Annotated in this window: 16 protein-coding genes, 4 tRNA genes and 13 pseudogenes; 11 read left to right on the top strand and 22 right to left on the bottom strand. The window is 67.1% G+C overall.

The annotated features are described in order from the left end of the window. On the bottom strand, positions 1-523 hold a 523-nt coding region (locus FQ389_RS03130; protein ID WP_407662734.1), incomplete at its 3' end, for a TIGR04255 family protein. Between the two features lie 126 nt (positions 524-649). Further along, positions 650-722: transfer RNA gene (locus FQ389_RS03125), tRNA-Lys, on the bottom strand. A 136-nt stretch (positions 723-858) separates the two neighbouring features. Here FQ389_RS03125 and FQ389_RS03120 point away from each other — a divergent pair. The 3 genes from FQ389_RS03120 to FQ389_RS03110 all read left to right on the top strand — a co-directional run bounded on the left by FQ389_RS03120 (position 859) and on the right by FQ389_RS03110 (position 1,162). After that, a tRNA-Glu gene (locus FQ389_RS03120) sits at positions 859-931 on the top strand. A gap of 48 nt (positions 932-979) precedes the next feature. Continuing rightward, positions 980-1,053, top strand: a tRNA-Asp gene (locus tag FQ389_RS03115). Positions 1,054-1,088: 35 nt separating this feature from the next. Next, positions 1,089-1,162: transfer RNA gene (locus FQ389_RS03110), tRNA-Phe, on the top strand. Between the two features lie 60 nt (positions 1,163-1,222). On the opposite strand, the gene FQ389_RS18835 is transcribed toward FQ389_RS03110, so the two are convergent. Then, positions 1,223-1,435, bottom strand: coding sequence for a hypothetical protein (locus tag FQ389_RS18835; protein ID WP_260860433.1), 213 nt, complete (start codon positions 1,433-1,435; stop codon positions 1,223-1,225). Positions 1,436-1,656: 221 nt separating this feature from the next. Here FQ389_RS18835 and FQ389_RS03100 point away from each other — a divergent pair, with 221 nt between their 5' ends. Continuing rightward, positions 1,657-2,127, top strand: coding sequence for a substrate-binding domain-containing protein (locus tag FQ389_RS03100; RefSeq protein ID WP_144206026.1), 471 nt, complete (start codon positions 1,657-1,659; stop codon positions 2,125-2,127). 9 nt (positions 2,128-2,136) lie between these two features. Here the strand turns inward: FQ389_RS03100 and FQ389_RS03095 are convergent. From FQ389_RS03095 to FQ389_RS03085, 3 genes and pseudogenes are all read right to left on the bottom strand, one after another. Beyond that, positions 2,137-2,574, bottom strand: a pseudogene (locus tag FQ389_RS03095) (PPOX class F420-dependent oxidoreductase). Between the two features lie 104 nt (positions 2,575-2,678). Further along, a complete protein-coding gene (locus tag FQ389_RS03090) occupies positions 2,679-3,176 on the bottom strand; it encodes a hypothetical protein (protein ID WP_144206025.1) in 498 nt (165 codons plus the stop codon). A gap of 184 nt (positions 3,177-3,360) precedes the next feature. Then, positions 3,361-3,675: pseudogene (locus FQ389_RS03085) on the bottom strand (helix-turn-helix domain-containing protein); the annotation flags it as partial. 135 nt (positions 3,676-3,810) lie between these two features. Between FQ389_RS03085 and FQ389_RS03080 the strand changes: the two are divergent. The 4 pseudogenes from FQ389_RS03080 to FQ389_RS03065 form a co-directional block, all read left to right on the top strand. Continuing rightward, positions 3,811-4,216: pseudogene (locus tag FQ389_RS03080) on the top strand (LLM class flavin-dependent oxidoreductase); the annotation flags it as partial. Positions 4,217-4,246: 30 nt separating this feature from the next. Beyond that, a pseudogene (locus FQ389_RS03075) lies at positions 4,247-5,106 on the top strand (coniferyl-alcohol dehydrogenase). Continuing rightward, positions 5,103-6,091: pseudogene (locus FQ389_RS03070) on the top strand (cyclase family protein). The pseudogenes FQ389_RS03075 and FQ389_RS03070 overlap by 4 nt, the downstream one beginning before the upstream one ends. Continuing rightward, positions 6,091-6,912 (top strand): annotated as a pseudogene (locus FQ389_RS03065) (alpha/beta fold hydrolase). The pseudogenes FQ389_RS03070 and FQ389_RS03065 overlap by 1 nt, the downstream one beginning before the upstream one ends. Here the strand turns inward: FQ389_RS03065 and FQ389_RS03060 are convergent. The 4 genes and pseudogenes from FQ389_RS03060 to FQ389_RS03045 form a co-directional block, all read right to left on the bottom strand. Then, positions 6,909-8,528 carry a multicopper oxidase family protein gene (locus tag FQ389_RS03060; RefSeq protein WP_144206024.1) on the bottom strand — a complete coding sequence of 540 codons (1,620 nt, stop codon included), beginning with the start codon at positions 8,526-8,528 and terminating at the stop codon, positions 6,909-6,911. The pseudogene FQ389_RS03065 and the gene FQ389_RS03060 overlap by 4 nt on opposite strands. Positions 8,529-8,585: 57 nt before the next feature. After that, a pseudogene (locus FQ389_RS03055) lies at positions 8,586-9,308 on the bottom strand (SDR family NAD(P)-dependent oxidoreductase). Between the two features lie 59 nt (positions 9,309-9,367). After that, a complete protein-coding gene (locus tag FQ389_RS21540) occupies positions 9,368-9,565 on the bottom strand; it encodes a zinc-binding dehydrogenase (protein WP_144206023.1) in 198 nt (65 codons plus the stop codon). A gap of 613 nt (positions 9,566-10,178) precedes the next feature. Continuing rightward, complete coding sequence (locus FQ389_RS03045; RefSeq protein WP_144206022.1) at positions 10,179-10,463, bottom strand: SMP-30/gluconolactonase/LRE family protein; 285 nt, start codon at positions 10,461-10,463, stop codon at positions 10,179-10,181. A 78-nt stretch (positions 10,464-10,541) separates the two neighbouring features. On the opposite strand from FQ389_RS03045, the pseudogene FQ389_RS03040 reads away from it, so the two are divergent. Beyond that, positions 10,542-10,792, top strand: a pseudogene (locus FQ389_RS03040) (NAD-dependent epimerase/dehydratase family protein); the annotation flags it as partial. 4 nt (positions 10,793-10,796) lie between these two features. Here the strand turns inward: FQ389_RS03040 and FQ389_RS03035 are convergent. Then, the gene (locus tag FQ389_RS03035; RefSeq protein ID WP_260860437.1) at positions 10,797-12,329 is read right to left on the bottom strand and encodes a DUF7937 domain-containing protein; all 1,533 of its coding nucleotides are present in this window, start codon (positions 12,327-12,329) and stop codon (positions 10,797-10,799) included. 269 nt (positions 12,330-12,598) lie between these two features. Between FQ389_RS03035 and FQ389_RS03030 the strand changes: the two genes are divergently transcribed. Further along, positions 12,599-14,122: a hypothetical protein gene (locus tag FQ389_RS03030; protein WP_144206020.1), complete on the top strand. Its 1,524-nt coding sequence runs from the start codon at positions 12,599-12,601 to the stop codon at positions 14,120-14,122. A 125-nt stretch (positions 14,123-14,247) separates the two neighbouring features. Further along, positions 14,248-14,805, top strand: a pseudogene (locus tag FQ389_RS03025) (TIGR04282 family arsenosugar biosynthesis glycosyltransferase); the annotation flags it as partial. Here FQ389_RS03025 and FQ389_RS03020 read toward each other — a convergent pair. The 11 genes and pseudogenes from FQ389_RS03020 to FQ389_RS02975 form a co-directional block, all read right to left on the bottom strand. After that, positions 14,805-15,419, bottom strand: a complete 615-nt coding sequence (locus FQ389_RS03020; protein ID WP_186296246.1) for an APC family permease — start codon at positions 15,417-15,419, stop codon at positions 14,805-14,807. The pseudogene FQ389_RS03025 and the gene FQ389_RS03020 overlap by 1 nt on opposite strands. Continuing rightward, the gene (locus tag FQ389_RS18830) at positions 15,412-15,585 is read right to left on the bottom strand and encodes a hypothetical protein (RefSeq protein WP_260860431.1); all 174 of its coding nucleotides are present in this window, start codon (positions 15,583-15,585) and stop codon (positions 15,412-15,414) included. Before FQ389_RS18830 ends, FQ389_RS03020 begins: the two co-directional genes overlap by 8 nt. A gap of 73 nt (positions 15,586-15,658) precedes the next feature. Continuing rightward, a pseudogene (locus FQ389_RS21535) lies at positions 15,659-15,853 on the bottom strand (amino acid permease); the annotation flags it as partial. Positions 15,854-15,880: 27 nt separating this feature from the next. Next, positions 15,881-16,815 (bottom strand): annotated as a pseudogene (locus tag FQ389_RS03010) (AMP-binding protein). 68 nt (positions 16,816-16,883) lie between these two features. After that, positions 16,884-17,207, bottom strand: a complete 324-nt coding sequence (locus tag FQ389_RS03005) for a DUF3349 domain-containing protein (RefSeq protein WP_144206017.1) — start codon at positions 17,205-17,207, stop codon at positions 16,884-16,886. 50 nt (positions 17,208-17,257) lie between these two features. Then, on the bottom strand, positions 17,258-17,557 hold the full coding sequence (locus FQ389_RS03000) for a hypothetical protein (RefSeq protein WP_144206016.1): 300 nt from the start codon (positions 17,555-17,557) through the stop codon (positions 17,258-17,260). 3 nt (positions 17,558-17,560) lie between these two features. After that, a pseudogene (locus FQ389_RS02995) lies at positions 17,561-18,771 on the bottom strand (anion permease); the annotation flags it as partial. A gap of 97 nt (positions 18,772-18,868) precedes the next feature. Then, positions 18,869-19,276, bottom strand: coding sequence for a VOC family protein (locus FQ389_RS02990; RefSeq protein ID WP_144206014.1), 408 nt, complete (start codon positions 19,274-19,276; stop codon positions 18,869-18,871). Positions 19,277-19,286: 10 nt separating this feature from the next. Next, positions 19,287-20,198: an SDR family oxidoreductase gene (locus FQ389_RS02985; protein ID WP_144206013.1), complete on the bottom strand. Its 912-nt coding sequence runs from the start codon at positions 20,196-20,198 to the stop codon at positions 19,287-19,289. 24 nt (positions 20,199-20,222) lie between these two features. After that, positions 20,223-21,125 (bottom strand): 1,4-dihydroxy-2-naphthoyl-CoA synthase, encoded by a 903-nt coding sequence (locus FQ389_RS02980; protein ID WP_144206012.1) that lies wholly within the window; start codon positions 21,123-21,125, stop codon positions 20,223-20,225. Between the two features lie 13 nt (positions 21,126-21,138). Continuing rightward, positions 21,139-21,584: pseudogene (locus tag FQ389_RS02975) on the bottom strand (nitroreductase family deazaflavin-dependent oxidoreductase). Positions 21,585-21,760 lie beyond the last annotated feature (176 nt).

Here is a 21,760-nt window from a genome sequence, read left to right as displayed (position 1 = left end):
GTCCCGGGCCGTACCGCACGATCATCGACTTGCCCGACTGCGGCTCGCGGTACACCGCGGCGCCCTGCCATTCGGTCAGGGTCAGCCCGCCGGGAGCCAGGCGTTGCGGGCCCAGCAGCGACTCGTCGATCCAATCGGCCCATTCGATGCGGCCGTGCTCGTCAGCCGGGACCCGGATCTCGAGCAGGTAGCGCAGACCGATGCGCTCCACCCCGACGAGCGACGACACCTGGGCGCGGGCGTCCACGACGCGCATCGCCACGTCGCACAGCGACTCGAAGCTGGAGTAGGCGGTGGTTTCGACGACGGCCGCCTGGGTCTTGATCGACGCGGCCAGGGTGCTGTCCCGGTTGACGTAGCGGACGAAGTTTTCGGCGGTCGGTGCCGAGCTGCCGCCCGGGCCCATGCCCCACGCCACGTCCTGCGCCACCCGTTCGATCGGCAGCTTGTCGGCCAGGAACTGTTTGAGCTCCCGGCTCGACCCCTCGGTGAGGGCATCAGTTGCCGGGTGCCGGATCTCCATCGTTGCCAGGGCTACGGGCGCGTTCTGCCGGCCCGGATCGACGCTCACCTGGCGAAGCATAGCCAAGCCCCGCGGGCGCCGGACGTGGGCCATTCTGTGCGCGAACGGGGCTCGCACCCGTCTCGGTGCCCCTACTAGGACTCGAACCTAGGACCTGCGGATTAAAAGTCCGTAGCTCTACCAACTGAGCTATAGGGGCGGCGAAGATTCAGGATACTTGGACTCAAATTGTGGCTCGAACACTCCTCGTTTGAGGATTGGGCCTGCGGTGACCTAAGCTGGCGTGGCTCCCAACGCAAGTTGCGTTGCGAGTACCCCCGGAGTGATTCGGACTGGCCCCCATCGTCTAGTGGCCTAGGACGCCGCCCTTTCACGGCGGTAGCACGGGTTCGAATCCCGTTGGGGGTACGCGTAACGGCGGCGACGCCGGAGCGAGCAGTACATGCAGGTAAGCAAGGCCCTGTGGCGCAGTTGGTTAGCGCGCCGCCCTGTCACGGCGGAGGTCGCGGGTTCGAGTCCCGTCAGGGTCGCCCATGAAGGCGAGGCATGTTATCGGTGCCTTCCGGGCCAGGTAGCTCAGTTGGTACGAGCGTCCGCCTGAAAAGCGGGAGGTCGCCGGTTCGATCCCGGCCCTGGCCACACCAGTATTCGGGGCTACAAGTTTATCACGCCCGATAGTGGTGGTGAAGATGTGTTTCTTCACGCTAATGATCTTGAGATGGAAAAATCTGCCGGCCGGGCGGGAGCGCGGGTGTCTACCGACGCATCGACCGGGGCGGGCAACCGCATCCACGGCAGATATCGGCAGCCGACGAAGCTGATGGACGTGCCGATCGACATGGCGGCGGTGTTGGCCACGACGGCGGGAAGGCGCAGCGGCCCGGTGAGGTGATCGATGAGCAGCATCGCCACCGGTGTGGTGGTCAAGGCGCCCAAGATGGCGCCGGTGACCAACACCGGCCACCCCTTGCCGGTAGATGAGCACGATGCCCGTCGTGGTGCAGACGAAGGGCAAGAACGTTGGTTTCCCGCCTTCGCTGAACCGCCAGCCGTAGATCAGGTTGGACAGGACCAGGCTCAGCGAGGCCGAGCCGAGAATCCACGCCCACAGTCCGCTGCCGTAGGCGATAGGCATGCCCGCCCAACGCTTCCCGCGACGACCTGCCCACCATGCGATCGCGGCGCCGGCCAGCAGGCCCAGCGATGCGATCCATGTCTACGCCAATGCGGGCCTCCCGGTCCCCGACGCGAGGGTCCTGCGCTGTGCTTTCGACGTGGCCGGCGGCCGGAACGCCGCCGAAACCATCCTCGCCGAACACCCCTGTGTCTCGGCCGTCTTCGCCGTCAACGACTTCGCGGCCATCAGCGCGCTCGGGGCCATCCGCTCCGATCACCGGACGGCGGGAGCCGACATCGCGGTCGTCGGGTACAACGACACACCGTTGGCAGGTGAGCTGCCATTCCCGCTGACCACCGTGCGCTCACCGATGCGGAAGATGGGAGCTCAAGCGATGACGATGCTGCTCGACCGTATCAACGGACGACCTGTCGAGTCGCTGTGGCTGCGCCCCACACTGTCCATCCGCGAAAGCTCGATGGCTTGAGCTGAGGTCCTACTTCGGCGGGAACCCGCCGGTGGCGACCGGTCCCCAACGGCGCGGCGTGATTCGGATCAGGCACTTGCCTTGGTCCACTATCGCCTGGCGGTATTCCGCCCAGTTGGAGTGTTCTCCCGCGATCACCCGGTAGTAGTCGACGAGCATCGGGTAGGCCGATCACCTCGGCCTCGCCGTCGACCTGTACGTAAGCCCTGTTGAAATCGTCGGACAGCACGACCACGCTCGCCGACGGGTTTGCGACGGATGTTCGCACTCTTGGCGTGCTGAGGGTACGTGGCGATCACGATACGACCCTGCGCGTCGACACCACCGGTCACCGGCGAACTCTGCAGCGATGCGGAATGTGGTCAGCAGCATCTTGTGCCAGGGCCGGATGAAGTCGAGCAATTCGGGAAGACCGACCACGTCCGCGGTCGCCAACTTGGGTGCCATGACGTCCACAGTAGCGCCTACCCGTGCTAGTATCCGCCGTCGTCGACGGTCACGGGAACACCTGTGACGTAACGGGATTCACCCGCTGGGCAGCAACTATCCAGCTAGATCGGCGTGACGATTTCGGAGGTGTAGAAATCGATCGGCCGTTGCGAGTGCGGTGATGGGCGGTCGACGAAAACCCAGACGCCCGTCGTGTTGGGGGCGATGGTGCCTTGCACCGTCACGCTTCCCGCCCCACTGCCGTCGGTGTCGATCGCGCCGGCGGCGACACCGGGATCACCGGCTCCGCAGCCCGGTGCCGTCCTGGGCATTTGAATCAGCCGGACGTTGTAGTGGGCCTGCGGTTCGGCGGCGGCCAGTTGCACCTGGGCGACGACCTGATTGGACGTCCCTTTGCTGATGACCGCGTGACCGGTGCCGACGCCGTCGGTCGCCACATTTGGGAACCAGGTGAAGTCGCACGCCCGAAACTTCGGCGTCAACGGCACAAACTTGCCCGGTGCGCTGGTGTCGGCTGCGGCGACGCCCGTCGCACCCCAAAATGTCGCTGTCGCAAGCAAATTAGCGCCAATGAACAACGCCGCAATGATTTTTCGCATCGAATTCCTGACGCATTGTGTTTGCCAAAGTCAATTGTGAAGTTACCAAATGTAGTGAACGAACACGACTACAATAATGCTGACAGTTAGGCAAATCACAGCACGCGGAAATTCGTCCAGCTCACACATCTGCGACCGATTGGGGTTCGCTGGTATTGTCAATTGTCGCTGACAAGGCCTTTGATTTGGTGACGGTAGATGACTTTGCCAAGCGTAGTTCGTCGGCCAGCGCCCACAGCGTCGGCAGACTGAGCTGGCGGACGTTGCGGTCGAACGACGCGCCGAGGACCGCGAGGCCCGCGGCCGGTACCGCCCGTCTTCGCCCTTAGCGATCAGCCGGAACTGCACCAGCTGTCGAACAGCCGGTAGGTGATGGTTCGGTGCACCCCGACCTGGTCGGCCAGCTGCTGCACGGTCAGTCCGGTGGGGGAGTCCGCCACCATTTGCAGCGGGTGAGCCCCCTGGCCAGCGTCTGCGAGTCAGTACCCGAACCCGTCACAGTCTTGACAGACCTTCCTAGGAGAGCGAAGATCTTAATATAGCGCATATGAGTGTGCGATATTTTGAACACTAGGTAAGTCAAATAACGAGAATTATATTTCCAGCAGTGGCAGGCGGCGAGGAACGGTGGCGTCCCGGGCGCGGCGCGATCGGACCCCCGGCCACGGTGTGCGAATTCCTGTGCGGCTACGAAGAGAGCGGCGTCGACGAGATCATCCTACTGCTCAACTCGCGCAGCCACGAGGGCACCATGGAATCCATCGAGTTGATGGGCAGAGAGGTGCTGCCTGAGTTCATCGAACGCGACCACAAGGCGGTGGCCGAGAAGGCCAAAGCGCCTGGCGCCGGTCATCGAGAAGGTCGGATCGCGGCGCCCGACGTCCACGGCGCCGAAATTCGACGAACACTACTCGTTCGGCGGATTGCCCACCGGCCGGGGCGGTAGCTTCACTGCCAGTGAGATTCCCGAGGCCATGGCCGAGATCAACGAGGGACGGGTCCAGGCCGCGCAGCGCGCGAAGGAGGAGCGCAACAAGTGATCCCGGACGGTCGCTGGACCTAGGAACAACGTGGAAGCAATCGACGGGCTCTGGCGATACCTCGGCTATCAAGGCCGCCGCGCGGTGGTGACCCGGGTGCGCGTGGGCATCGGCGCGCACGTGGCACGTCAGCTCACCGAATGGGGCGCCGAGGTGATCGGCCTGGACAAGCAGCGACCGTCATTTCAGCCCAAGGCCTTTCATCCCAATGCCTTTCATGAGGTAGACTTCGCCGCCACGGAGTCGATCGACGAGGCGGTGGCGGCCATCGGTGGGCCGGTCGATGCGTTGTTCAACGTCGCCGGTGTCTCGTCGGGAATCGGGGACCCGGTATTGGTCGCCACAATCAATTTCCTGGGCCTGCGACAGGTCACCGAGGCGCTCATCCCGAAGATGGTGGCGGGCTCATCGATCGTCAGCGTGTCCTCGCTCGCGGCGGCTGCGTACCGCGAACATGCGGCCACGGCGGCCCCCTTGCTGGACACCGCGACCATGCCCGAGGACATCGACTGGCGTCGCGGCAACCCCGACGCCCTGGGCAACGGCTACCAGCTGTCCAAAGAGGCGATCATCTTCTACATGATGCGCAGCGCCACTCCGCTGGGTGTCCGCGGCATCCGCATCAACTGCACCGGCCCTGGCGTGACCCGAGACCCCGATCCTTAATCAGTTGCGCACGGCCTACGGGCAGGGCTTCCTCGACGACATCCCCAAGCCGTTGGGCCGTGTTTCCGAGCCGGCCGAGCAGGCGGCGGTGCTGCTCCTCCTGAATAGTGCTGCGGCCGGCTACATCACGGGACAGGTCATCTGGGTCGACGGCGGGAATGGTCGGCGCCGCGCTCGCCCGCGACCTCTTGCCGCGGCCCCTCAGGAACGAAGGAATCCCGTGACCGACTTGACTGATTTCCGGCGGGTCGTGCGCGACGTCTCCAACTGGGGACGCTGGGGGACGACGAACTCGGCACCCTGAACTTCATCACAGCGGACAAGGTCGCCCACGCCGCGAGCCTGGTCCGGCACGGCAAGGTCTTTCCGCTCGTCGACTTCGGCGCCTCCGGTCCCCAGGGGGCGTTCGAGTTTCGGCACAACCCGGTGCACATCATGACCGTCGACGGCGGCGATGTGAACACATTGGCCAAGTACGGGCCCAGCTGGCCGCGTAACCCGTTGGCGCAGCAACTGAGTGGTTACATGACCGCCGACAATCCGTTCCGCTTCAACGACGACCTCATCATGCCGTTGCAGGCAGTAAGTCAGTGGGACGCGCTGTCGCACGTGTACTACGACGATCAGCGCTACAACGGCTTTCCCGCGGATTTGGTGACCAGCATGGGCGCCTACCATTGCGGCATCGACAAGGTGGACGTCAAGGGCATCACGTCGTGCGGTGTGCTGCTGGACCTGGTGCGCCACCGGAAAGCGCAGGTCTTCCTGGAGGCCGGAAACCCGACCTCGCCCGAAGAACTCGACGACGTGGCCCGTGCCCAGGGGGTGACGATCGGGCGGGGCGACATCGTGTTGATCCGGACCGGTTGGTGGGCAAGGTTTCTGATGACCGGCAATAAGACAGAAGGGTACTCCCGGCTAGATTGGCGATGCGCGCAGTGGCTGCATGATCACGAGATCGCGGCCGTGGCCGCCGATAACCTTCAGGTCGAAGACCTGGTGTCCGGTGTCGACGGCATCAGCTTCCCGCTGCATCTGCTCTGCCTGCGTGACAGGGACAGGGGGATGATCTTCGACGAATACTGGGAACTCACCGCGCTGGCCGAGGATTGCGCGGCCGACGGCGTCTATGAGTTCCAGCTGATCGCACCGCCATTGCGGGTGGTCGGTGCCGTGGGTTCCCCGGTCAACCCGATCGCGATCAAGTGATGGATTTTCAGCACAAGACCACCTTGGTGGATGGCCTGCCCACCGGCTACCTGGAGGACGGCGACGACGAACCTGTGGTGCTGCTGCACGGTGGTGAGTTCGGCGCCAGCGCCGAACTTGGTTGGGAACGCACTATTTCCGCGCTGGCCGCGCACTACCGGGTGCTGTACCCGGACATGTTGGGCTAAGGAAACTCGGCGAAGGTGACCGATTTCGTCGATGGCCGGGGCATGCGAATCCGGCACGTGGCTCGTTTTTGCCGGGTGCCGGGTATCGAATCGGCGCACTTCGTCGGCAACTCGATGGGCGCCATCAACCTGCTCAACGACGCCACGGCGGACGCCCCGCTGCTGCCCATCCGCGGCCTGGTGATCATCTGTGGTGGCAAAGAGATTCAACAGAACGAGCACTTTGCGGCGCTGCCGGAGTACGACGCGAGCCTGCCGGGCATGCGCCGCATCGTCGAAGCGCTGTTCCACGGCCCCGGCTATCCCGCCGACGACGAATACGTGGGCCACCGCTACGAATCGAGCACCGCGCCGGCGCGTGGGAGGCGGTGGCCGCGGTTCGGTTCCGGCGCACCGGCGCCGAACGGCCGCCGACGCCGTCGAATGCGCGGGCATACCGGCGCATCAAGGTGCCGACGCTGATCGTCGAAGGGAGCAACAACAAGCTGCTGCCCGCGGGCTGGGCCGCCGAGATCGCCGCCCAGATCGAGGGGCGCACGCGCGGTGGTGGTCGAGGACACCGGCCACTGTCCGCAGATCGAGCAGCCGTCCACGGTCAACAAGCTGCTGCTGGAGTTCCTCCGCGACTCCTAGAAGACGTACTCCAGTCGGGTCATCATCCCGGCAACTTGGTGATACGTGTTGTGGCAATACAGTTGCCACACACCAGGATTGTCGGCGACCAGTACGGCCATCACTTTCTGCTTGGGCAGCACGATCACGGTGTCCTTGCGGGCGCCCAGCGTTCCGTCGGGATTGATCAGCTGGAAGGTGTGCCCGTGCAAATGGATGGGGTGATACATCATCGTGGCGTTGTCGAACGTGATGGTGGGCCGTTGCCCCTCCTGCACGTGCAGCGGATTGGTCTTGCTGTAGGGCTCCCCGTTGATCGTCCAGTCGTATTGGATCATGTTGCCGCCCAGTACAATCGGCAGGTTCAGCCCGGGTTCGGGGCGCGGCAATTGGGCCGGTGTCGTGGCGGTGAACATCGCGGCGGTGCCCACCCGCTTGGTGAGTTCTGCCGGTTGAAACCGGGAATCGGGCGGGCTGCCCTTGCCGGTGGACAGCAACGCCCGCGCCAGCGCGTTCTTGCCCTCGGCCAGTGCGACCAGTGGGAAGACGCCGTCGGCGGCCGTCACGATGACGTCGTACCGTTCGGCCATCCCGATGAGCAGCGCGTCGACGTCGGTCGGTACGACGGGGAAGCCGTCGGTGTGGGTCACGGTCATGGTGTGGTCGGCCAGCGCGACGCGAAACGCGGTGTCGGAGCCGGCGTTGATGAAGCGGATCCGGATCCGCTGGCCCGGCTTCGCGCTGAAGACGGTGGGCGAAGCCGGAATCCGGCCGTTGATCAGATAGAACGGGTAGGCGATGTCGCCCGCGTCGTCGCCGAGCAGATAGCTGGTGCCGACCCGCGCGGGCGCTGCGGAGACCGCCGAGCCGGCGGGTGTAGTCGGCGTCGTCGCTGTGGTCGAGGTGGTCGGAGTCTCCGATGTGGTCTCGGGAGTGGTCGGGGTGGAGGATGACGTCGTCTCGGGTGGGGGCGGCACGCTGGTTTTGTGCGGATCGGTGAGTTCCTCATACAGCTGATGTGGGCTCTTGCCCACGCCGTCGGTCCAATCGTCGAGGACGACAATCCATTCCGCGTCGTAGTCGCTCTCCGTGGGGTCATCGATGATGACGGGCAGGTACAGGCCGGTGTCATCGTCGAGGCCCGTATGTGGGTGGGCCCAATAGGTGCCGGAATCCGGCGCCGAGAACTGATAGGTGAAGTCCTGCCCGGCGCCGATGTTCGGGGTCGCGGGCTCGGCGCCGTCCATGTTGTTGCGCAACGCAATACCGTGCCAGTGCACCGACGTCGGCCGATCGATCTTGTTCGAGACCCGGACCACCAGCTCGTCGCCGATGGCGGCCCGGATCACCGGTCCCGGGATGGTGTCACCGAAGGTCAGCGTCCGCACAACGGGCCCGCCCAGATCGATCTTCCGGACCTCCGCGGTCAAACTGGCCGTCACCGTGCGCCCGCTGTGCGGCCTCGCCGCCTCGGCCGCGGCGATCGCGTCCGCCATTCTGCTGGCACTGTTCGGCGCCGATGACTTGGACTGCCCACACGCCGCCAGCGTCAGTCCGCCCGCAATGCCTGCCGCCATGAACCCGCGCCGGGTGAGCCGCGCGCCGCAGGGTCCCCCACTGGCGGGTAGCACCGGCATTGATCGCTCCTTGTCGTCGGCCCGTTGGTTCCCGGCGAATTACACCGTGCCCGGGAGTCAGCCGGAACGCAACCACCGAACAAGGATTCTTAGATGGCCGCCGCCGACGTGCAGCGTGGAGCCGGTGACGAAGCTGGCGCGGGGGGAGCTGAGGAAGAGTACCGCTTCCGCGATTTCGGATGCGTAGGCGGTTCGACCCAACGGCAGCGCCCACCCGAGTTCTTCGTTGACTTCCCCCCACGCGACGGCAACCCCGAGGGTACGGGTGAGGTCGGGGGGCGACGCTGTTCCCCCGCACCCCGGCCGCCCCGAATTCGGTGGCCCAGGTGCGGGTGAGCGATTCCAGCGCAGCCTTGGAGGCGCTGTAACCCGACTCGCCGGGAATTCCCTTGAACGCGGCCATGGTGGTGACGTTGACGATGCTGCCGCGACCCCGCTCCAGCATCCGCGGAATCAGGCCCGCGACCAGAAAGTAGGCGCCGCGGACATTGGTGCGAAACAGCTCCTCGAACACGGCCATGTCCTGGTCGACCGTCAGCGTGGATGGGAAGCTGCCGGCATTGTTCACGATGATGTCGACATCGCCGCATTGCCGCACAAGCTAATTCACGGACTCGGCATCCGCCATGTCGGTCGGAACGAATCGGGCGTTCGCACCGATGGCCGCAACCGTTTGCTTGCCCCTGTCCCGGTCGCGGCGGTGATGATGACCGTGGCCCCTTCGCTGGTGAGCAACCGCGCGGACTCGATTCCGATGCTCGCCGTCCCGCCGGTGATCACCGTTTTTGTTCATTCCGGCGCGAGTGGGGATGGGTAATGACGTCGAGCTCATCCGACACTTAGTTCGCGATGGTGCCGTTGCTTGCCACCAGGTCCAGGTCGGCTTCGATGTTGGCGCTCAGGTTGACTTCGACGATGATGTCGGCTCCGGACGGGTGTCGGTCGAGCACCGCCGGCACCAACTTCTCCTGACGGTAATTGATGATCTGATGCGCCCCAGCCCGCCGGGCCAGCTCGGCCTTCTCGTCGTCGCTGATGGGCGATCACCGTCGCACCGGACCAGACCGTGAGCTGGATGGCGGTGTGGCCGACGACGCCCGCCCCACCCGCGACCAGCACGGTGAATCCGTCCAGCGCGCCGGGTTCGAGCTGCACCGGCGCCCAGTGGTGCGCCGGCAGCACGACGTGCTCCTGCGCCGTTCCATCGGCTCGTTGCCATGCGGAATCCCCGACCTACACGCGCTCACCGAAATTCAGTCCGATCACCTCCTCACCGACGGCGTCGACGCCCGCACCGTCCTGGTTGGGGACCTGCACCACCTGCGGCCACCGCGGTTGCGCTCTGTCGGGCTTTCCAGTCGGTCGGGTTCACCCTGGACACGGCGATGCGCACGCGCACCTGGCCCGCGGCCACCGCAGGAACGGGCCGCTCGACCAGTTGCAGCACCGACGGGCCGCCGGCCTGCGTGTTAATGATCGCCTTCATCGTGATCCCATCTGTGCAAACAAATTGAGTTGCTGGACATTCCTGGACAATCATTGTCGGCGCAACCGGACCGGTTGTGCATCCCGACGTTCACCCGAATGATCAGGTACGGCGGTATGCAGGCCTCGCTGCCGTTGTTGAACAGCGGAATGCGGGGCAGCTGGTTAACGCTGACGTAGAGCTCCCCGTCGGCGGCCAACGCGAGGGTGTCCGGCCACAACAGCTTCGGCCCGTGCAACACCGTTGACCATCGGCCATCCGGCGCTCCTTTTCAGCACCACGCTGTGTTCGTAAGCGGTGACGTAGAGGTTGCCGTCGGTGTCGGATTCCAGGCCGTCGGAAGCCCCCTTGTCGCCGTGGTCGAAGATCGTCTCGGCGACCCGCTCGTCGGATCGGCCGCGATCGCGCAACGCCGCGATGCTCACGCTGTAGAGCCGACGGCTTGACAGTGGGCAGTAAAGAGCCGGCCGCCATCAGCGCTGATCGCGATCCTGTCGGCGCCAACCCGGTACCCGCTCGCGCACGTGGCGGGCACGTCCGGCATCACTGCGGTCAACGTCTGCTCGGGGCGGCCCATTTCGATACCTCGACGTGGCTACCACCCTGTGCCGGGCACGCGGGGAGACGCTGGCCCCGGTTGATCACTGGGCAGTATCGCAGCGGCGACGTGCGCCATATCGTCGCCTATCCCGCCCGCGCGGCCGAGGTGCCGGGGTTCCGGGCGGCGATCGCTCCGCGGGACGGCTCACAGGATTTCGCGTTCGCCCCGCCGCGCTAGCGCGCTAGGACGGATGCTGCGGCGGCCGGTAGATCTGCGGCTTGGACCGGGGTATCTGCCGGGTGGCCGAATCGTCGCCGCGGAAAATCCTTGGGTAGCCGGTCGATTGGGGTAACGCGGTGGTGGGCGCTTCGCAGGTGGGGATGCGGGTCGTGGGGGCGTTGGCGTTCTGCGCGACGGCGCGCTGGCGGGCGGCGCAGCGACGCCGGCGCAGCCGGGCGAAGTGTCTGGTGATGATCGCCGTGGCCAGGATGCACAGCGCCAGCGCGGACAGTGCGACGTCGAAGGTGCTGGTGATCTGCTGCGCTAGGTCGTTTCCGTATACCGGGTTCCGAATCGCGTTCGGTGGCTCGGCGAACCGCGGCGCCAGCACCACGCCCACGATGACCCGCGAAATGCTCAGTGCGGCAACAAGTCCGCACAGCGTCGTGATTGTTTTGGCGGCGACCGAGCCGTCGCGCAGTTTGCTTCGCAGCCAGAGTGCCAGTGCCGCGGTGGCCAGGTCGAACACCGCCAGCACCGCCGTGTCGTAGCGCGAAGAGGGGTAGTTCAGGCTGGTTGCGACGGCCAGGTCGGTGATCCGCATGGCCAGTGACCCCAGGCACCAGACGGCGATAAGCAGCAGGCCGGTGCGGGCAGCCACGCGCCACGCGTTCTCCTCCGTCGAGACCGGGTCGGCCCGGCCGAACAGCGTGCGGGGCACGAAGAGCGCGGCGACCGCGGCCCAGGCGAGGTAGCCCTCGAACCCGACCCCGGCGGTGGTAGTGTTCTGCACGACGCCGTGGAACGCGTCGACGTCGCGGCCGGCCGGCAGCAGCCAGACGACGATCCCTGCGAGCAGCGCCGAGGCGCCCAGCGCGATTGTCGCCAACCGCGCGGCCCGGGTGGGGTCCAGCAGCCATCGCGAGGCCACCAGCACGGCGATCAACGCCACCAGGCCGTATACCACCGCCGTCGCGATGACGGCGATGTTCTGCGTGCCGAAAACCGAGTCTCCCGTGCCGTTGAGCGCGTACTTGATGCGCCAGAACAGCGTGAAACCGAAGCTGAGTACCGCGGCCAGCATCGAGGCGTAGCCGATGATCCGCGCCGGCCGCTGCGCGCCGTCCGCGGCGTCATCGGCTGCGGTGGCCGGGGTGCTCGCCGACTGCGCGCTCAGCAGCACACCGGCGGCTCCAGCCCAGGCTCCCGGACCGACGCCGCCCGGCACGGTCACGGTCCCGCCGAAGCGGACGGTCTGGACCGCGTCGAACCCGACGAACGCGAGCACCAGCAGCAAATAGGGGGCGTCGAGCGCGAACCGGAGCCCGCGGCCCGTCGACCCGGAGCGGGGCAAAGCGACGGCGATCAGCGACAGCACCGTCACGACGATCAGCACCGCGAACAGCGTCGTGTTGCTGCCGGGAATCCCGAGACCGAAATACAGGTTCCACGGCAGCAGCGCCGCGACGACGAGCAGGACGATGGCGGCCAGGTCGGCCACCCGGTTCCCGGTGCCGGGCTGGCGCGCGGTCCGCGGCGTCGCCCCGCCCCTGATGGGGCCGGTCGGTGGCTCGTCGCTGATTTGGCTCACGGTCCCCCGGGGTATCGAGGACGGTTACGGGCGGCGCACTTTCGCGGCTGCGGCGGGGGAGCCCCCTTGCCGAGGCGGCGTCGTTGCCTACTTGGAAACATAATCTCCGTTCGGGAGACGCGGTAGTGGCGCAGAACGGGGGACACTCGAATGATGGTTACTGCCGACGGTATCGAAGTGTAATGATGCCGGGATATGTTGGTTCCAGGGTGGCCAGCCGAAGGAGAGCAGGGATGGACGTCGTTCTGGGGGCCGCTGTCACCGGCCCCGTCGCCCGCTTGGCGCTGGTCGGAGCGGGCGCGGACGGCACCGACGTGATTGACCAGTCCGTCGTCGATCTGGCTAACAACCCTGTCGAGCAGCTGACTGAGACCGTGGTCGGCACGGATCGGCTGTTGGCGAACGAGAACCACCGCCTGGTCGGCACCCGGGTGTGCTGGACCGACCATCCGGCCGCCGACCAGCTGCGGCACGCGCTGGAGGATTCCGGTGTGCACAATGTCGGAGTGCTGTCGCAGTCGCAGGCCGTCACGGCGCTGATGCGCGTGGCGGGCCGCTCGGGCGGTGTGCTGGTGGTCGACGACAACACGGCGACCCTGTCGGTGGTGGGCGAGGGGGATCCGGACGCGCCGCCCACGATGCTGGCTCAGGAGGCGCTCGCCGGCGACGCCGCCGGCACGCTCGACACGATGATGGCCAGCCTTGGCGGGCAGCCGGACGCGCCCAGTGACGTGTATCTGGTGGGCGCCTACCCGGATCTGGCGGGGGTTGCCGATCAGCTCTCCGATGCGACCAAACGGGTGCAGGTCCCCGAGGATCCCACCTTCGCCCTGGCCCGCGGGGCCGCGCTGGCGGCGGCGCCGGTGTCGGGCGACGCCACCGCGATGGCGCAGGCCGCCGGGCGGACCGGCGATGAGACGGCGATGGCGTCGACAGCGGGGCTGGCCGGGTTCGGCGATCCCGGCGCGGCGGACCAACAGCTGGCCTACTCGATGGCCGACGACGATGACGACCTGCTTCCGGACGAGTTCGACGACTACTACGAAGACGATCCCGACGCGTTGACCAGCCCGCTAAAACTGAGCCGGCGGTCATTGCTGGTGGGCAATGCCGTGGTGGCGTTCGCCGTCATCGGTGTCGCGTCGCTGGCGGTCGCGGTGGTGGTCGCGGTGCGGCCGACCGCCAGTCAGCAGCCGGTGGTGGGACACCAGAACGCCGTCCCGGGCAAGTTCATGCCGCTACTGCCGACCCAGCAGCAGGCGCCGGTGCCTCCGCCGCCGCCGGAGGCGCCGAATGCGGGGTACCAGGGCGGCATCATTCCGGCTCCGGCCGTCGCTCCGGCGCCAGCCAACCCGGTGGCGCCGGGACCCGGGCTGGTGCCCAACCCGAATGGCCCGGTCCCGATTCCCATTCCGATCATCGTTCCGTTCCCGGGATGGCGGCCCCAGCCGCCGTATGTGCCGCCCTACCCGACGACAACAACGCCGCCGACCATAACAACGCTGCCGACCGCAACAACAAACACGCCGACCCCGTCCACATCAACGACCATGCCGACCACCACGGCGGCCACACCGACCACGACCGTCGCCCCGACGACCGTGGCCCCGACGACCGTGGCCCCGACCAAACCACCCACCCAGCAGCCACAGACCCAACAGCAGCAGACCGTCGCCCCGAAGCCCGTCCTACCGAGGCTGCCGTCCGGCGGCGGTAGTGGCAGTGGTGGCGGCGGTCGCTCGTCGTCCGGGTCGTGAGCGGCCCGCACCGATGCCTGACGAACTGGTCACGGTGGTACTGCCGTGACTGAACGAGGGAGTCGCTGCCGGCCATTCCCGCCGTACACTGGATAATGGTCGTCGCCAACAACGATGACACCGCCCGCGTCGCCGCCGACATCGCCGCGGCCGCGCTGCTGACACGCTGGACGCGGTGGCCGCCGCCCCGGTGGCTGCCCGGGTCGTCGCGCTGACCGGCGACCTGGACGCGGGAGCCGCCCTGGCCGCGCTCCGGCACCGGCTGGTGTCGTTCAGCGCGGTGACGGCTTCGCCGACCGGCTCCCATCGCGCACCTGGACGCTGCCGACGGCTTCCCGGTGCTGCAGATCGGCAATGGACACCCCGTAGGTGACCGCCGAGCTGCTGGCCCGACTGCGCGTGCCGACTGCTGCGCTCGCCGGCCGTTCTGGGGTTCGCCGACGACGGCGGATGGTGGGGTGCTGGGCGTGCGGGACCCGACGATGGCCGCCTGCCTGCGCGGCCTGCCGATGTCCCAGCCGGACACCGGCGAGCTCACCCGGAAAGCGTTGTACGACAACGGTATCGAGGTGGCCGAGGTGGAGCGGTTGGCCGATTTCGACGTCGCCAGCGACGTGGCCGTGGTGCGCCAGGCCTGCGGCCCGGCCAGTTGCTTCGCCAGGGTCACTCGGGACGCCGGGCTTTATCGGCGCGCCGCCAGGATCACCGCCCGCCCAGCGACGCCGACGACGAATACCGTCAGCCCGGCGACCGCCGATTCCCACGGCAATGTCGCGACCAGCACCAGACACCCGGCCAGGCCGCACACGTTGACCGCCCCGCGCTGCCGCAGCGTCAGGGCCGCGGCATTAGCGATCGCGTAGTAGATCAACGCCCCGAACGAGGAGCAGCTGATTACCCCTCGCAGATCGACCGTGCTCACCAGGGCGCAGACCGCCACGCCGACCGCGATCTCGGCGTGATGCGGACACCCGGTGCCGCGGGTGTACGGCGGCCAGCCAGGCAAGTCGCGATGGCGGGCCATCGCGAGCATGGTGCGCCCGAGCCCGGCGATCAGTGCCAGCAAGACGCCCAGACTGGCCAGGGCGGCTCCCGTCGAGATCACCGGCACCAGGCCCGGATGTCCGACCGCCCGGACCGCCTCGGCTAGCGGCGCGGTGGCGCGCGCAAGCCGGTCGGGCCCGATCGCCAGCAGCGCACTTACCCCGATGGCCGCGTACAGCACCACGGCGATCGCCAGGGCGGTGGTGATCGCACGGGGAATGGTCCGGGCGGGGTCGCGGACCTCCTCACCCATCGTCGCGATGCCGTGCATACCCGGCGAACGCGAAGAACATCAGGACCGCCGATTGCAGCACGCCGTACACCGATCCGGCGCCCCACGTCCCGCTCAGCTGCGCCAGATCGTGTTTGCCCATGACAATGTCGACCACTACGGTGGTCAGCGCAATCATGGTGTGCACGCCAACGGTACAACAGTATTCGTTCCAGCATCGCGGTCTTGGTGACCCCGCGATAGTTCATGCTGGTCAGCACGGCCATCGCGGCGACCCCGACCGCGTGCTGCACCCACACTGGCGCCCCGGGCGCCACATACGCGGCGACGGTCAACGCCATGGCCGCGCACGAGACCATCTTGCCGATCACGAATCCCCACCCGGCGAGGAAGCCCCGCAACGGGCCGAGGTGTTCGCACCCATAGATGTATGTGCCGCCGGACGTCGGGTACACCGCCCAGCACCTCGCACCGGGCGGCCCTCACGATCGGCCGGCCTGTCGACCAGTGCCGAACCGGCGCACCAACGCCGTCCGGTCCACCTTGCCGATGCCGCGGCGTGGCAGCGCGTCAACGAGGTGCAGTTCGCGCGGCGCGGCGCGTCACCTGTTCGCGCAGTGCATCCAGCGTCGGCGCCGCGAAGCCGTCGCGCACCACGATCGCCGTGACTACCCGCTGCCCCAGCCGGACATCGGCAACACCGAAGACCCGCACAGTCGCCGACGGCCGGGTGGGCGCTCAGCGCGGCCTCGACCGGTTGCGGCAACACCGTCAATCCGCCCGTGCTGATCGCGTCGTCGGCGCGACCCAGCACGGTGAGCACGCCGCGGTCGTCCAGCGCTACACCGTCGTACACACAGCCCCCGGCGGTCTCGCTCATCCCGTAGGTGCGCACCACTGTGATCCCGGCCTCGGCCGCGGCGTCCAGCACCGGCCGCGGGGCCGGCCCGCCGCCCAGCAGCACGGCGTCCAGTTCGGCGATCGCGCTCGTGGCGGCGCGATTGCCGAACGCCTTGGCGAGCTGGGCGGCCACCAGCGACGCGTATCGCCGTCCGGCGCCCAATTTCACCACCGCGGTTGGCAATTGGGCGACATCGAAGCCGGCGGTGACGTCCAGCTCGACGGGCGTGCGGCCGGCGATCAGACTGCGCACCAGCACCTGGATCCCGGCGATGTGGTAGGGCGGCAATGCCAGCAGCCAGCCGCCCGGCCCGCCGAGCCGGTCATGGGTGGCCACCGCGCTGGCCGTGAGGGTCGCGGCGCTGAGCAAGGCACCCTTGGGGGGACCGGTGGTTCCCGACGTCGTCGCTACTAGAGCCACGTCGTCATCGATGGTTTTGCCGACACCCAACGCCTCCAGCTCGCCCACCGAATCCGGTGGCGCCGCAACGAATGTCGGGTCGCAGCCGGTGAGCACCCGCTCCAGCGCGGGCAGCAGCATTGCGGCGGCGGAGCCGGGTGGGACGCGAAGGGCACGCAGAACAGCTATGCGTGCGCTCCGCCGTTGAGTTCGTCGTGCTTGTCGTCGTGCGGATCGTCCAGTGGCCAGCCCTGGGCGGCCAACCGCTGCCGCACCCGCTCAATGTCCTCCTCGGACGGCAGTTCGTCGGTGAGCTTGCAGATCATCACGCTGATGTCGATCTTGTCGAAATCGCCGCGTAACATTAGTTCGTTGGCGACTAGTTTGACCTCATCGTTGGACAACCGGTTGGCCAGCAGGGCCAGCAGTGCGAAGGTATCCGTCGGCGGGATGCCCTCCGGGTAGCCGGCACGCAGCCACGACACCACCGAGTTGAGAAATCGGTTCACAAGATCAACTCCTGCCCTGGGGCTCGGTAGTTGTGTACGACTCTTCGATGTTACTTAAGTTTGGCGCCCAGAAATGGATAGCCGGTGTGGTGGGCGATGAAATCGCGGGCGATGTACAGCACGCCGATGACGATCACGGCGATCACCACCGCATAGATCAGCCAGGCCAGGCCCGACAGCACAGGGTTGCGCCCGGTGCTGGTGCCTTCGCTTCCGGGGGCGCCGGCAGCGGGCGCCTGCAGCCGGATACCCAGGGCGAACAAGCCCGGCAGGGCAGCCCCGGCCAGCATGCTGAAGACCAGGATCTTCAATGTCGCTTCGTAGTTGAACCAGTCGGTCAGGTGTCTCATCAGAGTTGCCCCACGCTCAGGTCGTCGGTGCTCACCGCCGCGGACCCGTTGCTCGGCGGCTGTTTGGTGTCCGGACCGTCGAGGCCGGCGGTCAGGTTGCCTTCCCAATCGGCGTTGACGTTGTTGTGGTCGACCTTGGTCTTGCGCGACCGCAGGTAGATCGTCGTGGAGACCGCGATCAGCAGGCCGAAGCCGACGATGGCGCCGGGGTAGCCGCCGATGAGGTGCACGATCCAGTAGGTGATCGCCCCGACCAGATCGGCCAGCGGCAGGGTGACCAGCCATGCGACCCCCATGCGCCCGGCCACGCCCCAGCGCACCTCGCCGCCGGGCTTACCGAGCCCGCTGCCCATCACCGAGCCGGTGCAGACCTGGGTGGTGGACAGAGCGTAGCCGAAGTGGGCGGAGAGCAGAATGACTGCGGCCGAGGAGGATTCGGCGGCCATACCCTGGGGCGACTGGATCTCGACCAGGCCCTTGCCCAGGGTGCGGATGATCCGCCAGCCGCCCAGGTAGGTGCCGGTGGCCATCGCCAGCGCGCAGGCCACGATGACCCACATCGGCGGCACTGCCGCGCTCTTGCTGACCGACCCGTAGGACATCAGCGCCAGGAAGATGATGCCCATTGTCTTCTGCGCGTCGTTGGTGCCGTGCGCCAGCGAGACCAGCGACGCCGACCCAATCTGGCCGCACCGGAAGCCGGCGTCGGTGCGCTCCCGGGACAGGCTGCGGGTGATCCGGTAGACCAGCCAGGTCGCGACCGCCCCGACCACGATGGCCAGGAACACCGACACCACGGCCGGGATGATGGCCTTGGACATGACGCCCTTCCAGATCACCCCGTGGGCGCCGACAGCCGCGATGGTGGCGCCGATGATTCCGCCGATCAGCGCGTGCGACGAACTCGAGGGGATACCGAGCAGCCACGTCAACAGGTTCCACACGACACCGCCGACCAGCCCGGCGAACACGAGTTCCAGTGTGACCACGCTGGAGTCGATGAGGCCCTTGGCGATCGTGGCCGCGACAGTGGTGGACAGGAATGCGCCGACGAGGTTGAGGGCCGCGGACAGGGCGACGGCCGTTTTGGGCTTGAGCGCGCCGCTGGCGATGGAGGTCGCCATGGCGTTTGCGGTGTCGTGGAACCCGTTCGTGAAATCGAATGCGAGGGCGGTGACGACGACGATCACCAAGAGGAACAGTTGTATGTCCACGACGCCTGATTCTGGTGGTAGGGGCAATCTATTGTCGAACGCACGCGCAGCAAAAAACGCAGGTGACCTCCACTTTTCTACTGATGTTACCTGTAAGTTAACCGAAATTTCCCTGTTGTTCATCTCTTATATCGCGGCGTAACGGGTGCTCTGGAGGCACCTCCACGAAGATCAGGGTGAGGCCGTCCGGATCGGTCACATGCATCTCCTTCAAGCCCCATCGTTCGCGCCGCGCTTCGCGGGCGATTGGCACGCCGCGGCCGGTCAGTCCGGCCTGGGTGGCCTCCAGGTCGCGGACCTGCAACCAGAGCGCTCCGTGAAACACCGCCGGGGAGGGGTCGGATTCGCTGTACCCGGCCAGCTCCAGCAGCGATTGTCCCGCAAAAAACACTGTGCCGGCGCCGTAGTCGCGCCAAATCGCCAGCCCGATCTGGTCCCGGTAGAAGGTCAGCGACCGCTGGTAGTCCGACGGCCGCAGCAACATCCGGCTGGCCAGGATCTCCATATCGTCGTGTCTACCACGCGGGCGGCTCAGTTATCGGTAAGGTAGTTGGGTTGCAGGGTCTGGCGTTGCAGAGGGCGTTGACCCAGCGGGGCCCGAAGGTGTCCAGGGCTTTGGCGGCAATCGCCATCCGCGGCGCGATGCGCACCGGGCGGGTGCACGCGGCGGTGATCATCCATTCGGCCGCCTCCTCGGGCGTCAGCGCGGGCATGCCGTCGTAGGCCCTCGTGGGCGCGATCATCGGGGTGGCGACCAGTGGGTAGTACAGCGTCGTCGAGTGCACGCCTCGGGGTCCCCATTCGGTCTCGACGACCCGGCTCACCATCGACAGCGCGGCTTTCGATGCAGTGTACACCGCGAACAGGGGCGATGCTTCCGACAGCACGCCCCAGGTCGAGACGTTGATGATGTGGCCGTCGCCGCGCTCGATCATCGCGGGGGCGAGGCTGCGGATCAGCCGCAGCGGCGCATAGTAGTTGAGCACCATGGTCCGCTCGACGTCGTGCCAGCGTTCCAGCGACTCCGCCAGCGGCCGGCGGATCGACCGGCCGGCGTTGTTGATCAGGATGTCGATCCCGCCGAGGCGACCCTGCACGTCGGCTACCAGCGCGTCGATCGCCGCCATGTCGGACAGGTCGCAGGGGATCGCCACCGCCTCGTCACCGGCCGCGGTAATCCGGTCGGCGAGCGCGTTGAGCAGGTCGCCGCGGCGCGCGACCGCCACCACCGTGGCGCCGTGCCGGGCAAACTGCTCGGCCGCGGCCGCGCCGATGCCCGAGGAGGCCCCGGTGAGCAGGATGCGCTGGCCGGCCAGCTCGATCGGTTTCATCGCCGGCCGGTTGAGGAGAATTTGCGGCGATATGGGCGGGCGCATGGTGGCCAGCACCAACTGATCGGTCAGCCTGCGCAAGGGACTTTTGCTCACGGGAGGCGAGTCTAGGTGCGGGCGCTAGAAGTACCGCTGGAACGGGCTCCAGTCCGGGGCCCGCTTCTGCAGGAACGCATCGCGGCCCTCGACGGCTTCGTCGGTCATGTACGCCAGCCGGGTGGCCTCCCCGGCGAACAACTGCTGGCCCACCAGGCCGTCGTCGAGCAGGTTGAACGCGAACTTGAGCATCCGTTGCGCCTGCGGCGACTTGGCGTTGATCTCGGCCGCCCACTGAATGCCGACCCGTCCCAGGTCGGCGTGGTCGACGACCTCGTTGACCGCACCCATGTGGTGCATCTGCTCGGCGGTGTAGGTGCGGCCGAGGAAGAAGATCTCGCGAGCGAACTTCTGGCCGACCTGGCGGGCGAGGTAGGCGCTGCCGTAGCCGCCGTCGAAGCTGCCGACGTCGGCGTCGGTCTGCTTGAAGCGGGCGTGCTCGCGGCTGGCCAGGGTCAGGTCGCAGACGACGTGCAGGCTGTGCCCGCCACCGGCCGCCCAGCCGTTGACCAGACAGATCACCACCTTGGGCATGAACCGGATCAGCCGCTGCACCTCGAGGATGTGCAGTCGCCCGGCGCGGGTCGCGTCGACGGTGTCGGCGGTTTCGCCGCTCGCGTACTGGTAGCCGCTGCGGCCGCGGATGCGCTGGTCGCCGCCCGAGCAGAACGCCCAGCCACCGTCCTTGGGCGAAGGGCCGTTGCCGGTCAGCAGCACCACGCCGACGTCGGTCGACATCCGGGCGTGGTCGAGTACTCGGTACAGCTCGTCGACGGTGTGCGGCCGGAACGCGTTGCGCACCTCGGGCCGGTCGAACGCCACCCGCACCGTGGCGTCGGTGACGTGGCGGTGGTAGGTGATGTCGGTCAGATCGCCGAACCCGTCGACGAGTCGCCATTGTTCGGTGTCAAATTGGTTGTCGCTCAAGGTTTCTGAACTCCTAATTCAAAGGGTCGAAACGGAATACGGCGCATCGACCGGGCCAGTGCCTCGAATTCCTCGGGCCGGCCGTCGCGGACGAGTCCGGAGCGCTTCATGAAGCCGACCCCGGTGGGAACCTCGGTGGGGAAGGCGCGCAACAGCGGCCTGGCCCCCTCGGCCGCCAGTTTCACAGCCAGGACCCGCTCCGTCGTGCGGCCGCCCTGCAGTGTGACTTCGCCTGCGGCCCTTACGTTTTTGACCCAATCCGCGCCGGGGAAACCACCCGCGACGTAGCGCCGGCCACCGACCGTCATCGGGTTACCGGTGTGGACCGCGCAACGCCGGACTTGCGGCCGGTACAGTCAGCATGACCGGGCTCTCGCCGCCGAAACTCAAACCCAGCTTCGACATTTGGATGAAAACCTTGTTGGCCGGCTTCAGCCACCACGGCGGTTTAACCTTCATGCGTGGGCTCTCCGCGCGGTCCGATTCCATGGTCTCAGGCTAGTCTCCCGCCGGGCGCCGTCGCAATTGTGCGTTTCGTATGCGGTTGCTCCGTGAAGTTTGGCGCCCGGACAGTTACCCGCAACCCGGTGTATATGCGACCGCAATCTGGCAACCATCGTGGTGCTGGTCTCGGG

The organism is Mycobacterium tilburgii, from assembly GCF_902168065.1.
Classification (GTDB): domain Bacteria; phylum Actinomycetota; class Actinomycetes; order Mycobacteriales; family Mycobacteriaceae; genus Mycobacterium; species Mycobacterium tilburgii.
This window is presented reverse-complemented; position numbering and strand designations above follow the sequence as displayed.